This window comes from Pseudomonas sp. JAI115 (assembly GCF_014200835.1).
GTDB classification, from domain to species: Bacteria; Pseudomonadota; Gammaproteobacteria; order Pseudomonadales; family Pseudomonadaceae; genus Aquipseudomonas; species Aquipseudomonas putida_A.
In genome coordinates, this window is record NZ_JACHCY010000005.1 from 162103 (window position 1) to 176043 (window position 13941).

The 13941-nt window shown below is 62.0% G+C and carries 10 protein-coding genes; 5 read left to right on the forward strand and 5 right to left on the reverse strand.

What is annotated here, in order from left to right; genetic code table 11:
- Nucleotides 1-149: 149 nt before the first annotated feature.
- Nucleotides 150-1640: an aldehyde dehydrogenase family protein gene (locus HDC30_RS14195; RefSeq protein WP_027613529.1), complete on the reverse strand. Its 1491-nt coding sequence runs from the start codon at nucleotides 1638-1640 to the stop codon at nucleotides 150-152.
- Between the two features lie 165 nt (nucleotides 1641-1805).
- On the opposite strand from HDC30_RS14195, the gene HDC30_RS14200 reads away from it, so the two are divergent.
- The 3 genes from HDC30_RS14200 (at nucleotide 1806) to nadE (ending at nucleotide 4978) form a co-directional block, all read left to right on the forward strand.
- On the forward strand, nucleotides 1806-2708 hold the full coding sequence (locus HDC30_RS14200) for a LysR family transcriptional regulator (protein ID WP_183783686.1): 903 nt from the start codon (nucleotides 1806-1808) through the stop codon (nucleotides 2706-2708).
- Nucleotides 2709-2922: 214 nt separating this feature from the next.
- Nucleotides 2923-4146, forward strand: coding sequence for a nicotinate phosphoribosyltransferase (gene pncB / locus HDC30_RS14205; protein ID WP_183783688.1), 1224 nt, complete (start codon nucleotides 2923-2925; stop codon nucleotides 4144-4146).
- A 4-nt stretch (nucleotides 4147-4150) separates the two neighbouring features.
- Nucleotides 4151-4978 carry an ammonia-dependent NAD(+) synthetase gene (gene nadE, locus HDC30_RS14210; RefSeq protein ID WP_098966951.1) on the forward strand — a complete coding sequence of 276 codons (828 nt, stop codon included), beginning with the start codon at nucleotides 4151-4153 and terminating at the stop codon, nucleotides 4976-4978.
- A gap of 172 nt (nucleotides 4979-5150) precedes the next feature.
- On the opposite strand, the gene azu is transcribed toward nadE, so the two are convergent.
- A complete protein-coding gene (gene azu / locus HDC30_RS14215) occupies nucleotides 5151-5597 on the reverse strand; it encodes an azurin (RefSeq protein WP_025111837.1) in 447 nt (148 codons plus the stop codon).
- A gap of 340 nt (nucleotides 5598-5937) precedes the next feature.
- Between azu and HDC30_RS14220 the strand changes: the two genes are divergently transcribed.
- Nucleotides 5938-6525: a TIGR00730 family Rossman fold protein gene (locus HDC30_RS14220; RefSeq protein ID WP_150369536.1), complete on the forward strand. Its 588-nt coding sequence runs from the start codon at nucleotides 5938-5940 to the stop codon at nucleotides 6523-6525.
- Nucleotides 6526-6593: 68 nt separating this feature from the next.
- Nucleotides 6594-6779 (forward strand): hypothetical protein, encoded by a 186-nt coding sequence (locus HDC30_RS14225; RefSeq protein WP_103368243.1) that lies wholly within the window; start codon nucleotides 6594-6596, stop codon nucleotides 6777-6779.
- Nucleotides 6780-6933: 154 nt separating this feature from the next.
- Here the strand turns inward: HDC30_RS14225 and HDC30_RS14230 are convergent, their stop codons facing one another.
- The 3 genes from HDC30_RS14230 to HDC30_RS14240 all read right to left on the reverse strand — a co-directional run bounded on the left by HDC30_RS14230 (nucleotide 6934) and on the right by HDC30_RS14240 (nucleotide 13674).
- Nucleotides 6934-7824 carry a transglutaminase family protein gene (locus HDC30_RS14230; RefSeq protein WP_097089876.1) on the reverse strand — a complete coding sequence of 297 codons (891 nt, stop codon included), beginning with the start codon at nucleotides 7822-7824 and terminating at the stop codon, nucleotides 6934-6936.
- A complete protein-coding gene (locus HDC30_RS14235) occupies nucleotides 7824-10310 on the reverse strand; it encodes a circularly permuted type 2 ATP-grasp protein (RefSeq protein ID WP_183783690.1) in 2487 nt (828 codons plus the stop codon). Before HDC30_RS14235 ends, HDC30_RS14230 begins: the two co-directional genes overlap by 1 nt.
- 88 nt (nucleotides 10311-10398) lie before the next feature.
- Nucleotides 10399-13674 (reverse strand): DUF2126 domain-containing protein, encoded by a 3276-nt coding sequence (locus tag HDC30_RS14240; RefSeq protein ID WP_183783692.1) that lies wholly within the window; start codon nucleotides 13672-13674, stop codon nucleotides 10399-10401.
- Nucleotides 13675-13941 lie beyond the last annotated feature (267 nt).

Here is a 13941-nt window from a genome sequence, read left to right on the forward strand (position 1 = left end):
ATCGGTTGCATAGCAACCGTAAAACCAGTGCATGCGGTGTATCAGAAACTCCGCGATTGCATGTTTTGGGGGCCGCTGCGCAGCCCATCGGGGATAAATCCCCTCACCACAAAACCCCGCTCCCACAGGGGATCTGCTTCATTCCAAACTCAGTCGAAGGTAATGCCCTGCGCCAGCGGCAACTCCAGCGAGTAGTTCACGGTGTTGGTCTGGCGGCGCATGTAGGCGCGCCAGGCGTCGGAGCCCGACTCACGACCGCCACCGGTTTCTTTCTCGCCACCAAACGCGCCGCCGATTTCCGCGCCGCTCGGGCCGATGTTGACGTTGGCGATGCCACAGTCGCTGCCGACCGCCGACATGAATTGCTCGGCCTCGCGCACGTCGGTGGTGAAGATGCACGACGACAGGCCTTGCGGCACCGCATTGTTCAAGCGCAGTGCTTCCTGGAAGTCGCTGTAGCCGACCACGTAGAGGATCGGCGCAAAGGTTTCGCTGCAGACCACGTCGCTCTGCTCTGGCATTTCGACAATGGCCGGCGACACGTAGTAGGCGTTGGGGAACTGCTCTTCGAGCTGACGCTTGCCGCCGAACACCCGGCCGCCCTCGCTCAGCGCCTGCTCCAGCGCGTCCTGCATGTTTTCGAAGCTGTGTTTGTCGATCAGCGGGCCGACCAGATTGCCTTCCAGCGGATGACCGATGCGCACTTTGGCGTACGCGGCTTTGAGGCGAGTGACGATTTCTTCCTTCACCGATTCATGAGCAATCAGCCGCCGCAGGGTGGTGCAACGCTGCCCGGCGGTGCCGACCGCACTGAACAGAATGGCGCGCACGGCCATGTCCAGATCGGCGCTTGGGCCGAGGATCATCGCATTGTTGCCGCCCAGTTCGAGAATGCTGCGGGCGAAACGTGCGGCGACTTTCGGCGCCACTTCGCGGCCCATGCGGGTGCTGCCAGTGGCGCTGATCAGCGCGACACGCGGGTCATCCACCAGCGCTTCGCCGGCGTCACGGCCACCGATGATCACCTGGCACAGATTCGCCGGCGCATCAGTGAAATTTTTCACCACGCGATCAAACAGCGCCTGACAGGCCAGTGCGGTCAGCGGGGTTTTCTCCGACGGCTTCCACACCACCGGGTTACCGCAGACCAGCGCCAACGTGGTGTTCCACGCCCACACCGCGACGGGGAAGTTGAACGCGCTGATCACGCCGACCACGCCCAGCGGATGCCAGGTTTCACGCATGTGGTGGCCCGGACGCTCGGAGGCGATGGTCAAACCGTACAGTTGACGCGACAGGCCGACGGCGAAGTCGCAGATGTCGATCATCTCCTGCACTTCACCGAGGCCTTCCTGAGTGATCTTGCCCGCCTCCCACGACACCAGTTCGCCGAGGTCAGCCTTGTACTCACGCAGCACTTCGCCGAACTGACGCACCAGTTCGCCGCGACGCGGGGCCGGCACCTTGCGCCACAGCTCGAAAGCATGATCTGCGCGACTGATGTGCTGCTCGACTTCGGCCGGGCCTTCCCAGTTCACGGCGGCGATGCGGCTGCCGTCGATGGGCGAATGCACCGGCACTTTGCCGTTCTGATACAGGGCCGGGTTCACACCAAGACGATCAAGCAATGCGGCAACCATGGGTCACTCCTCAAGCGAAAAACTGAATGTGTGCGGCCGAACGTTCACGACCGGGCAGGCCTTTAGTTGTAGCTTCCCGAGGGCAAGGCAACAAACGACCTTTACGCGAGATATCATTCCGTTTATTCATGCTGCGCAGAGAAAGACAAGAAAAAGGGATCACCCATGCTGAATAAACGCCACCTGCCATCGATCACCGCGTTGCAGTGCTTCGAGGCCGTGACCCGGCACCTGAGCTTTACCCGGGCCGCCGAAGAGCTGAACCTGACCCAGAGCGCTGTCAGCAAGCAAGTGGCGCAGCTTGAGGAATTGTTGCAGCACTTGTTGTTCCGTCGGGTGCGTCGGCGTTTGCAGATGACCCCGGCCGGGGATTTGTACCTGGTGGAAGTCCGAAAAATCCTCACTCAGGTGGAAATGTCCACGCATTACCTGCGTTCCTACGGCGGCGAGACCGAAGTCCTGCGCGTATCTACACCCTCGACCTTCGGCGCGCGCTGGCTGGTACCGCGTCTGAAAGGCTGGCGGCTACGTCATCCGTCGATTCATCTGGACTTGTGCAACGAGCAGGAGGCCGACGATTTGCTACAGGGGCGCAGCGATCTGGCGTTCTATTTCGGTCAGGGCTCACGCCCCGGCACCGAATGCCTGAAGCTGTTCGGCGAAGAGCTGGTGCCGGTCTGTGCGCCCGGCAGCCTGCCGGGTCAGCCCTTCACCGACCCGACGCAACTGACCGATCTGGTGCTGCTGCAAAATGCCTCGCGCCCACAGGCCTGGCATGACTGGTTCGACAGTCAGGGTTACCACACCGAACACAGCTACCACGGCCCGCGTTTCGAAACCTTTTATATGTGCATCCGCGCCGCCCAGGTCGGCTGCGGTGTGGCGCTGCTGCCACGGTTTCTGGTGGAAGAGGAATTGGCCGACGGCAAACTGGTCATTCCCTGGCAGCATGCAATGCCCAGTTCCGACGCCTATTACCTGGCCTACCCGGAGCATGCGGCGGAAGTGCCGAAGGTGCGGGATTTTGTGAAGTGGATGCTGGAGCAGATCGACAGCCCGAATGCCTGACCCGATTGAAAACTGTGGGAGCGAGCCTGCTCGCGAAGAGGCCGGCACATTCAATGTCAATGTCGACTGAAATGACGCCTTCGCGAGCAGGCTCGCTCCCACAAGGGTTCTGCGGTGATCTAAAAAATTGCTGGCAATCCCCACCGCTGATATGCGCCACTAGCGTCATTGATTGATCCCGCGCAACCGCGCGGTGCACCTGGAGACCCCGTTTATGAGCGAGAGTGTGTTTGCCGATCGCATCGTGCAGAACCTGCTCGACACCGACTTCTACAAACTGACGATGATGCAGGCGGTGCTGCACAACTACCCCAACGTCGAAGTCGAATGGGAGTTTCGTTGCCGTAACAGCGAGGATCTGCGGCCGTATCTGGCCGAGATTCGCTACCAGATCGAGCGCCTGGCCGAGCTGAGCCTGAGTGCCGACCAGTTGAGTTTTCTCGAGCGCATCACCTTCCTCAAACCGGATTTCCTGCGCTTTCTCGGCCTGTTCCGCTTCAACCTGCGCTACCTGCACACCGGCATCGAGAACGGCGAACTGTTCATCCGTCTGCGTGGCCCGTGGCTGCATGTGATCCTCTACGAAGTGCCGCTGCTGGCGATCGTCAGCGAAGTGCGCAACCGCTATCGCTACCGGGAAATCGAACTGGTGCAGGCGCGGGAACAGCTGTATCGCAAGTTCGACTGGCTCAGCACCAACGCCTCGGCTGACGAACTGGCGCAATTGCAGGTCGCCGACTTCGGCACCCGCCGGCGCTTTTCGTACCGCGTGCAGGAAGAAGTGGTCAATGTGCTGAAGCACGATTTCCCCGGGCGCTTTGTCGGCACCAGCAACGTGCACTTGTCCCGCGAGCTGGACATGAAACCGCTGGGTACCATGGCCCATGAATGGATCATGGCCCACCAGCAACTCGGCCCACGCTTGATCGACAGCCAGATCGCCGCGCTCGACTGCTGGGTGCGCGAATACCGTGGCCTGCTGGGGATTGCTCTCACCGATTGCATCACCACCGACGCGTTTCTCGGCGACTTCGACCTGTTCTTCGCCAAGCTCTTCGATGGTCTGCGCCACGATTCAGGGGATCCGGTGCAGTGGGGCGAAAAATGCATCGCCCACTATCACAAGCTCGGCATCGACCCGATGAGCAAGACCCTGGTGTTCTCCGACAGTCTGACCTTGCCCAAGTCGCTGGAGATCTTCCGCGCGCTGCACGGGCGGATCAACGTCAGCTTCGGCATCGGCACCAACCTGACCTGTGACATTCCGGGTGTCGAACCGATGAGCATCGTGCTTAAAATGACCGCCTGCAACGGCCAGCCGGTGGCGAAGATCTCCGACGAGCCCGGCAAGACCCACTGCAAAGACCCGAATTTCGTCGCCTATTTGCGACATGTGTTCCAGGTTCCTGCCGATTCCAGTCTATCTAGCAAGGAGTGAATTCATGCAAGCCGTACAGCGTGAGATTGCTGAACAGCTCAAGGTGCAACCGCCATTCGCCGGGCATCAGGCCCTCGAAGCGGAAGTCGCCCGGCGCATCACCTTTATCCAGGATTGCCTGGTCAATTCCGGCCTCAAGACCCTGGTGCTGGGCATCAGCGGAGGTGTCGACTCGCTGACCGCCGGCCTCCTGGCCCAGCGCGCCATGCGTGAACTGCGCGAGCGCACCGGCGACGACGCCTACAAGTTCATTGCCGTGCGCCTGCCGTACGAAACCCAGTTCGACGAGCACGACGCCCAGGCGTCGGTGGATTTCATCGCCCCGGACGAACGCCACACGGTGAACATCGGCCCGGCGGTCAAATCCCTGGCCAAGGAAGTGGCGGCGTTCGAAGGCAAACATGCGGTGTCGGTGGATTTCGTGCTCGGCAACACCAAGGCGCGGATGCGCATGGTCGCCCAGTACACCATCGCCGGCGCCGCGCACGGTCTGGTGATCGGCACCGACCACGCGGCGGAAGCGGTGATGGGCTTCTTCACCAAGTTCGGTGACGGCGCCTGCGACCTGGCCCCGCTCAGCGGTCTGGTGAAAAACCAGGTCCGGGCGATTGCCCGCAGCTTTGGCGCACCGGAATCGCTGGTGGAAAAAGTGCCGACTGCGGATCTGGAAGACCTGTCGCCGGGCAAACCGGACGAAGCCTCCCACGGCGTGACTTACGCCGAGATCGACGCCTTCCTGCACGGCGAGCCGGTGCGTCAGGAAGCGTTCGACATCATCGTCAGCACCTACAACAAGACCCATCACAAGCGGGTCATGCCGTTCGCGCCTTGATCGGCGACCGAATGAAAAAGCCCGCTGAGGAGCGATCCTCAGCGGGCTTTTCTTTGGCCAGTTCACCTGTCGATGCTCATGGCCTCTTCGCGAGCAGGCTCGCTCCCACATTGACGGCGCGAACCTGTGGGAGCGAGCCTGCTCGCGAAGAACGATAACGCGGTAAACCTGCTTACTTCACAGCAATGGTGCCTTTCATCATCGAGATGTGGCCCGGGAAGGAGCAGAAGAAGCCGTAGTCAGTGCCAGCGGCCAGCTTCGATACGTCGATGGTCAGCGTGTCTTTCTCGCCGGCGCCGATGATCTTGGTATGGGCGATAACGCGCTCGTCGCCGTCTTTCAGGTAGTTCTTGTCGATGCCAGCGGCCAGGCCGTCGGTAGCGATCGGCTGCATGTCAGCGGTTTTGCTGACCACCAGGTTATGGCCCATGACGTTCTTCGGCAGGCTGCCGGAGTGGGTCAGTTCAACGGTGAAGGTCTTGCAGCTCTTGTCGATCACGATTTCCTTGGTGTTGAAGGACATCTGGTCGGTGGAATCAACGGTGGTTTTGCACTCGGCAGCCATCAATTGGCTGCTGGCCAGCGCCAGCAGGGATACCGCAACAACTTTGGAAAACATGGTGAATCTCCAAGGCAGGGTTAACAAAAACACTAATGGTGGAAAGACTGCCTGAAATCTTCGCAAGTTCCTATGACTTGAGTCAAAAATTGTATACAACTTTCAGGCTATGACACTCATCGAAACAATCTACCGGCGATAATCCCGGGCCGGGCCTATGATCGGCGCATCTACTGAAACGGAGTACCGATCATGTTCTTTAACGGCCTGTTGTGCAGTTTGCTCGCCGCTTACGCCTGTGGCGCCAGCGGTACCTTCGAATCGCCAGAACGCGAAGCTTAGCCCTTGGATCAAGGCGTGCCAGCCATTACCCTGTGACGGATTGACCCAGGAGGAAGGCATGTCTCTCACATCCGTTTGTGTATTTTGCGGTGCCAACGCCGGCACTGATCCGGCTTACACCGAAGCCGCCCAAGCCCTTGGCCGGGCACTCGCCGAGCGCCAACTGACGCTGGTTTACGGCGGTGGTGCCGTGGGCCTGATGGGCCTGGTGGCGGACGCCGCACTGGCCGCTGGCGGCGAAGTGATCGGGATCATTCCGCAAAGCCTGATGGACAAGGAGATCGGCCACAAAAACCTGACGCGCCTCGAAGTCGTCGATGGCATGCACGCGCGCAAGGCCCGCATGGCCGAGCTGAGCGATGCGTTCATCGCGTTGCCCGGCGGTCTCGGCACGCTGGAAGAGCTGTTCGAAGTCTGGACCTGGGGCCAGCTCGGCTACCACGGCAAACCGCTGGGGCTGCTTGAGGTGAACGGTTTTTACAGCAAACTCACGGCTTTTCTTGACCATATCGTCGGCGAAGGCTTCGTTCGCGCCCCACACCGTGACATGCTGCAAGTGAGCGAATCAGCACAATCGCTGCTCGACGCCCTGGATAACTGGAAGCCGACCGTCACGCCCAAGTGGGTCGACCAAAAACCCGGCTAACCGCCGGGCACCGATACAGGGCAGAATACGCGCCGCTCAACCTCACCTTCGACCCCAGAGGATCGCCCATGGCCAAACCCAATTACTCCTTCGCCAAACGTCAACGAGACCTGGAAAAGGAAAAGAAGAAAGAGGAAAAGCTTCAGCGCAAGAAACAGCAGGCTGAAGAAGCGGCACTGAACCCTGACGGTGAAGTGGCGACTGACCACGATGATGATGTTGATGCACCGAAAGACCAGGCTCCTGACGCCTGAGCTGATTGCTGACTCGCTCCCTGCGGGAGCGATCTGTGGTGAGGGGATTTATCCCCGATCGGCTGCGAAGCAGTCGCAAAACAATTTGGGGCCGCTTCGCGACCCATCGGGGATAAATCCCCTCGCCACAAAAGCTCCCCACACTCGATTGTCTTCATTCCAATGGCATCACCGTGACGCGGACCTCCGGGTCGTGACTGCCGCCCCCCAGAATCACCCCACGCAACGGCGACACATCGGAAAAATCCCGACCCCACGCCAGAGTGATGTGCTCCAGCGCCGGCTGCACATTGTTGGTTGGATCGAAATCCACCCAGCCCAATACCGGACAGAACACCGACACCCAGGCATGCGACGCATCGGCGCCGATCAGCCGTGGCTGCCCCGGTGGCGGCTGGGTCAGCAGATAACCACTGATGTAACGCGCTGCCAGCCCTCGCGAGCGCACGCAAGCGAGCATCAGATGCGCGAAGTCCTGACACACGCCACGCCGGCGCTCCAGCACCTCGACCAGCGGCGTCGCCACTTGCGTGGCCTCGGCGTCGAAAGTGAATTCGCTGAAAATCTTCTGCATCAAGGCCTGCACGCCCAGCAATAAAGGCCTGCCCGGTGGAAAACAGCTTTCGGAAAATTCGACGAAGCTGCGTTTCAAGTGCACATAAGGTGACTGAAACCGATAGCGACAAGCCTCCAGCATTTCGGCGGACAATGGCTGGCTGCTGTAGGTCAGCGCATCACGCGTCTGCTCCCACGCCGGGGACAGATTGAAATCCGCCAGTGGCCGCGCCAGCACCTCAACCGTGAGCCGGGCGTTGACCTGCAACTCGTCATGCGGGCGCTCGAAGGCCAGTCGGGTCAGCGGATTGCCGAACACATCCAGTTCATCCCGCCGCGTGGTCGGGTCCGGGCTGATCAGCAATTGCTGCTCGGTGCAGCGTTGCCACGTGCACTCACGCGGCCACAGGTGCGCGAGTTGCTGTGCCAGCGAAACCGGGCTGTCGTAGTGGTAACAGGTGTCGTGAAAGATCTGGTAGTGCGCGCTCATCAGACGGACACCGTGCGCTGGCTGACATCATCGACATGGGCAAAATGGCGCAGCGCCAGCCGATCCGAGACTTGCCCGCTGGCCTCGGCAATCTCTTGCAGCAGATCCGCCAGACCATCGAGCGCGGCACGCACGCTGTTCTCTCCGAACAGCGGGTTCTCCAGACAGCCCAGATCGAACCGCGCCAGACGCTCGACCAATTGCGGCAGCCCGGCCTCGCGAGGTACGCCGAAATCATCGTTCAAGCGTTTCAAAGTGCGGGTCACCAGTTTCAACTGGAACAACACCGCGTGCGGGTTCTGCTCATCCAGCAGCAACAGGTCGAGCACCGGAATCAACTGCGCCACCGCCAGATACCGCGAACGGTAGGTGATGCTGCTGTTGCCCAGTTCCAGCAACCATTCCAGCCCCGCCTGATCGAACGCCCCGGCGCCGCGCAGAAACGCCGCCAGACTGCTGCTGAGAAACTGCAACCGCTCGATGCGCCGGCCGATCATCAGAAAGCGCCAGCCTTCGTCGCGAGTCATGTCGTCGAGCGCGAAACCCGAGAGCGCCGCCAGTGACATCACCAGCCGATTGAGGAAATCCAGCAACTCACCGAAATCCGGCTCTTCGGTGTCCAGCTCCATTGCCTCGCGCTGCAACTCGACCAACGCCTGCCAGTTTTCCCGTGAAAGCTTGCCGCGCACCTGCGAGGCCGCCCACTGCAAGCGCTGCAGGTTGGAGCGCAGGCTGAACGACCAGTCCTCGCCGAGCAGCGCCGCCAGCAGCCGCTCCGGCAGCTCACCCTCCTCCGGCAGCAACATCAGCCGCTCACCCAGCTCCACGGCCGCCTGCAAGGCTTGCGGATCATCGCCATCGACATACCGCGCGAGCATGATCCGCAGCAGTCGCGCACTGTCGTCGCAACGCTCGCAGTAACGGCCGAACCAGAACAGGTTCTCCACTACCCGCGAGGGAAGATAAGGATCGCGGCGCACCAGATCGTGTACGCCGACGTTGCGCTGGGTTTTCCATTGTTCGCCACTCGGCGCACGCTCGCCCAACACCCAGGTGTCCTTGCTCGCCCCACCGCGCTGCATCGACACCACTTCGGCATCGGCCTCGGCGGCGACCCGGGTCAGCCCACCGGGCAATACGCGATAGCCGTCACCACTGGCCACCGCGTACACGCGCATGCCGATCGCTCGCGGTTGCAGTTGGCCGTCTTCGGCCTGCCAGATCGGCGCCTGGGACAGCTGCGCCAACTCTTGCGCGACATACGCGTATGGCCGCGCCTGCATGCGCTCGGCGAGTGCCTGGCGCTGTTGTTCACTCAGATCGCGGCCGAATACCGGGGCGAAGCTTTGTGAGGGGAACGCCGGTTTGATCAGCAGCTCGGGAAGCTTTTCCAACGCCTGCGCCAGCACCGGCGCCTCGCCGCACCACCATGTAGCGATGGACGGCAACAGCAGTTCTTCGCCGAACAGGTACTGATTGATCTTCGGCAGAAATCCAAGCAATCCCGGCGACTCCAGCACGCCGCTGCCCAGGGCGTTGGCCACCAGCACCCGGCCCTGACGCACCGCTTCCAGCAGGCCAGGCACACCAAGTGCCGAATCGGTGCGCAGCTCCAGCGGATCGCAGAAGTCATCGTCGAGCCGGCGCATGATCGCGTGCACCCGGCGCAGACCACTGAGGGTTTTCAGGTACACCGTGGCATCGCGCACGGTGAGGTCGCCGCCCTCCACCAGCGGATAACCGAGCTGGCGTGCCAGATAAAGGTGTTCGAAGTAACTTTCGTTGAAGCGTCCGGGCGTCAGCAACACCACCAGCGGCGCGTCATCGGCACACGGCGCCTGACGCGCGAGGGTTTCCTGCAGGGTGCGGAAGAAGCCGGCCAGGTGCTGCACTTTCAGATCGCGGTACAACTCGGGAAACGCCCGCGAAACGATGGTGCGGTTTTCCAGCGCATAGCCCGCGCCCGACGGTGCCTGAGTACGATCCGCCGTGACCCACCAGCGTCCGTCCGGCGTGCGCGCCAGGTCCACGGCGTACAGATGCAGAAAGGCATCTTCCGGTGGCGCGATACCCTGACAGGGCCAGAGAAAATTGTTGTGGCCGAACACCAGCTCCGCCGGTAACAGCCCTTCGCTGATCAGCCGTTGTGACCCATACAGATCGGCCAGTACCGCATTGAGCAAGCGTGCTCGCTGGGCAATCCCCGTCGACAGTTGCTGCCACTCGTCAGCAGCGATCACGTGCGGCAGCAGATCCAGCTCCCACGGGCGGTCAGCGCCCTTGGGATCGGCATAGACGTTGTAGGTCACGCCGTTTTCCTGAATCTGCCGGGCCAGCAACGCCTGCCGCTGCACCAGTTGCGCCGGGGTGCTGCGCTGCAATTGATCGAACAGCCGCCGCCAGTGCGGGCGCACTTCCCCGCTGTCATTCAGCAGTTCGTGATAAGTGCCCGCGGTCAGCGGGTAGCGGTCTAGCAGGTCAGGCATGGAAAGCTCGGCAGACAGCGGGGAACGGTCAGACTAACGCAGGCACATGACGTGCGGATATACGAAAAATCCGCATGTCGTGCAGGACTTAGAAACGTCGCAAATCGAGCGTCATCGGCAGCTCGTCGGAGATTGTCAGGTTCGGTATAGGAAGTTTCCCCGGCGTGTGTCCGATGCGGAAAAACCGCGCCATGCGCCGGCTCTCCGCCTCGTTGGCATTGACTGGTAAGGTCTCGTAGTTGCGTCCGCCCGGGTGTGCAACGTGGTACTGGCAACCACCCAGTGAACGCTGCATCCAGGTGTCGAGCAGGTCGAACACCAGCGGCGCGTGCACCGGGATGGTCGGTTGCAGGCAGTTGGCCGGTTGCCAGGCCCGAAAGCGCACGCCGGCGACGAACTCACCGATGCGCCCGGTCGGTTGCAGCGGCAGCGGAATGCCGTTGCAGGTCAGCAGATAGCGCTGCGGCGGCAAGCCGCTGAGCTTGATCTGCAAACGCTCCAGCGACGAATCGACATAACGCACCGTGCCGCCCGCCGTACCCTCCTCGCCCAGTACATGCCAAGGTTCCAGCGCCTGGCGCAGCTCCATCTCGATGCCGCTGACCGCGTAATCGCCGACCTTGGGAAAACGGAACTCCAGATGCGCAGCGAACCACTCGGCGCGCAATGGATAACCGGCGTTGTTCAGTTCAACGATGACGTCGGCGAAATCCTGCTCGATAAAGTGCGGCAGCATGAAGCGGTCGTGCAGCTCGGTGCCCCAGCGCGCCAGTTTCGGCGGCGCATAGGGCTCGCGCCAGAATCGCGCAACCAGCGCACGCAGCAACAACTGCTGAGCCAGGCTCATCCGCGCATGCGGCGGCATTTCGAAGGCGCGCAGCTCCAGCAGCCCGAGACGCACGGTAGCGCCATCCGGCGAATACAGTTTATCGATGCAGAACTCGGCGCGGTGAGTGTTGCCGGTGACGTCGATCAGCAGATTGCGCAGCAGGCGATCCACCAGCCACGGCGCGCACGCTTCGCCCGGTTCAGGCATCTGCGCGAAGGCGATTTCCAGTTCGTACAGGGCGTCGTTGCGCGCTTCATCGACCCGTGGCGCCTGCGAGGTCGGGCCGATGAACAGGCCGGAAAACAGGTAGGACAGCGATGGGTGGTTGTGCCAGTAGCTGATCAGGCTGCGTAGCAGATCCGGGCGGCGCAGGAACGGTGAGTCCGCCGGGGTCGCGCCACCGAGGACGAAATGGTTGCCGCCGCCGGTGCCGGTATGGCGTCCGTCGATCATGAATTTTTCGGTGGTCAGGCGGGTTTGTCGCGCCTGTTCATAGAGAAACTCGGTGCGTTCGACCAGTTCGTCCCAGGTCGCCGATGGCTGCACGTTGACCTCGATCACGCCCGGATCCGGGGTAATGCGGAAGTTGCTCAGGCGCGGATCACTCGGCGGCTCGTAACCTTCCAGCAGCACCGGGCAATGCAGCTCTTCGGCGGTGGCTTCGATGGCCGCCACCAGTTCCAGATAGTCCTCGACCCGCTCCAGCGGCGGCATGAATAGATACAGACGCCCTTCGCGGGCCTCGGCACACAAGGCGGTGCGGGTCAGCCAGTCGGCGGACTCGTCGATTTTCGGCGTACGTTCGGCGGCCGCGGCGGATTCGGCATGGCTGTTGAGCTGACTAGTGTCCGGCAGCGCGGGGAAGTCCTGATTCGGATCGTTGGGATGAATGAACGGATACTCCGCCGCCTTCACCCACGGCTGCGAGCCGAGTGGCAAGCGATAACCCAGCGGCGAATCCCCCGGTACCAGTCGGCAATGCTCGTCGCGCAGATACCAGCGCCCGCTCTGCCATTGATCACCCTTGGCGGTGCGGGCCAGCGGCAGCACCTGGCCGATCACTTTATCCAGGCCCTGCGCGAAAACCTTGCGCAGACGCGCACGCTCCAGCGGTTCTTCAAGACGCGAGTCTTCAGCGCTGACGTTGCTCGGCAATGCGCCCTCACGCCAGAGGTAATAAAAATTGTCTTCATAGGCTGGAAACACGAAACGTGCCGGCAGTTTCAGGCGTTCGGCAACACTCGCGAGAAAGCGTCCCGCCAGTTCGCCATCGGCGCCGTAATCCTGTTGCTCGTCGGCGATCAGCGCGCTGTTGTGCCAGATCGGCACGCCGTCGCGGCGCCAATAGCAGTTGAGCGACCAGCGCGGCAATTGCTCGCCGGGGTACCACTTGCCCTGACCGAAATGCACCAGACCTTTCGGCGCATAGTGCTGGCGCATGCGCTGGAACAGTTCGGCGGAGAGGCGGCGCTTGTCCGGGCCCAGCGCGGCGGTGTTCCACTCGGCGCCGTCCGGATCGTCGATGGAGACGAAGGTCGGCTCGCCGCCCATGGTCAGGCGCACATCGCCTTCCAGCAGGTCGGCATCGATCTGCCGGCCCAGCGCCTGAATCGCCAGCCACTGCTCATCGGTGTAGGGCTTGGTCACCCGTGGCGCTTCCCAGATCCGCTCCACCGACATTTCGTGGCTGAACTGGCATTCGCACGGCTCGACCAGACCACTGATCGGTGCCGCCGAGGATGGATCGGGGCTGCAGGCCAGCGGGATATGCCCTTCGCCGGCGAACAATCCGGACGTAGCATCCAGACCGATCCAGCCTGCGCCTGGCAAGTACACCTCGCACCAGGCGTGCAGGTCGGTGAAATCCACCTCGGTGCCGGATGGGCCGTCGAGGCTCTTCACGTCGGCAGTCAGTTGAATCAGGTAACCGGAGACAAACCGCGCGGCCAACCCGAGGTTGCGCAGCAGTTGCACCAGCAGCCACGCCGAGTCGCGGCAGGAGCCGGAGGCATGTTCGAGGGTGTGTTCCGGGGTTTGCACGCCCGGTTCCATGCGGATCAGGTAGCGGATGTCTTCGCTGAGGCGCTGATTGAGCATCACCAGGAAATCCACGGCGGGCAGCGGCGTACGGTCGATCCCGTCCAGATAGGCTTTGAATGCCGGGGTCAGCGGCAAGGTTTCGAGGTACGGCGCCAGCTCTTTGCGCTCATCGGCCGCGTAGGTGAAGGGGATTTTCTCGGCGTAGGGTTCGAGGAAGAAGTCGAACGGATTGAACACCGCCATCTCGGCCAGCAGGTCGACCTCGATGCGCAACTCGTCGGTTTTCTCGGGGAATACCAGACGCGCGAGGTAGTTGCCCTGCGGGTCTTGCTGCCAGTTGATGAAATGCTGCTCGGGCGAGACCTTCAGCGCATACGAGAGAATCCGCGTGCGGCTGTGGGCGGCCGGACGCAGGCGTACGATCTGCGGGCCGAGTTCGACAGCGCGGTCGTAGCGGTAATGCGTGACGTGATGCAATGCGACATGAATCGACACGGCGTGCCTCCTGCGAGCCTAAGCGTATTCGAAAGCGCGCAAGACTTATGCCATGCAGGGGCTTGGGCGCTTTCCCGGAATGCTCAGGGCAGTACAGCACCAAAATCGGGCGATGCGGGGAAATGGTTCGAGGAAGTTGCGCCTAAATGTGGCGGCAGTGGTAGATGCGGCGCCTGAGATGACGCCTTCGCGAGCAAGCCCGCTCCCACAGGAGACCGCATTCCAACTGTGGGAGCGGGCTTGCTCGCGAAGGGGCCAGTCGATTCA

What these genes read in the sequence shown, in the direction of transcription:
- HDC30_RS14195 (WP_027613529.1), bottom strand. Translation starts at nt 1,640, where the DNA reads ATGGTTGCCGCATTGCTTGATCGTCTTGGTGTGAACCCGGCCCTGTAT.
- HDC30_RS14200 (WP_183783686.1), top strand. Translation starts at nt 1,806, where the DNA reads ATGCTGAATAAACGCCACCTGCCATCGATCACCGCGTTGCAGTGCTTC.
- pncB (WP_183783688.1), top strand. Translation starts at nt 2,923, where the DNA reads ATGAGCGAGAGTGTGTTTGCCGATCGCATCGTGCAGAACCTGCTCGAC.
- nadE (WP_098966951.1), top strand. Translation starts at nt 4,151, where the DNA reads ATGCAAGCCGTACAGCGTGAGATTGCTGAACAGCTCAAGGTGCAACCG.
- azu (WP_025111837.1), bottom strand. Translation starts at nt 5,597, where the DNA reads ATGTTTTCCAAAGTTGTTGCGGTATCCCTGCTGGCGCTGGCCAGCAGC.
- HDC30_RS14220 (WP_150369536.1), top strand. Translation starts at nt 5,938, where the DNA reads ATGTCTCTCACATCCGTTTGTGTATTTTGCGGTGCCAACGCCGGCACT.
- HDC30_RS14225 (WP_103368243.1), top strand. Translation starts at nt 6,594, where the DNA reads ATGGCCAAACCCAATTACTCCTTCGCCAAACGTCAACGAGACCTGGAA.
- HDC30_RS14230 (WP_097089876.1), bottom strand. Translation starts at nt 7,824, where the DNA reads ATGAGCGCGCACTACCAGATCTTTCACGACACCTGTTACCACTACGAC.
- HDC30_RS14235 (WP_183783690.1), bottom strand. Translation starts at nt 10,310, where the DNA reads ATGCCTGACCTGCTAGACCGCTACCCGCTGACCGCGGGCACTTATCAC.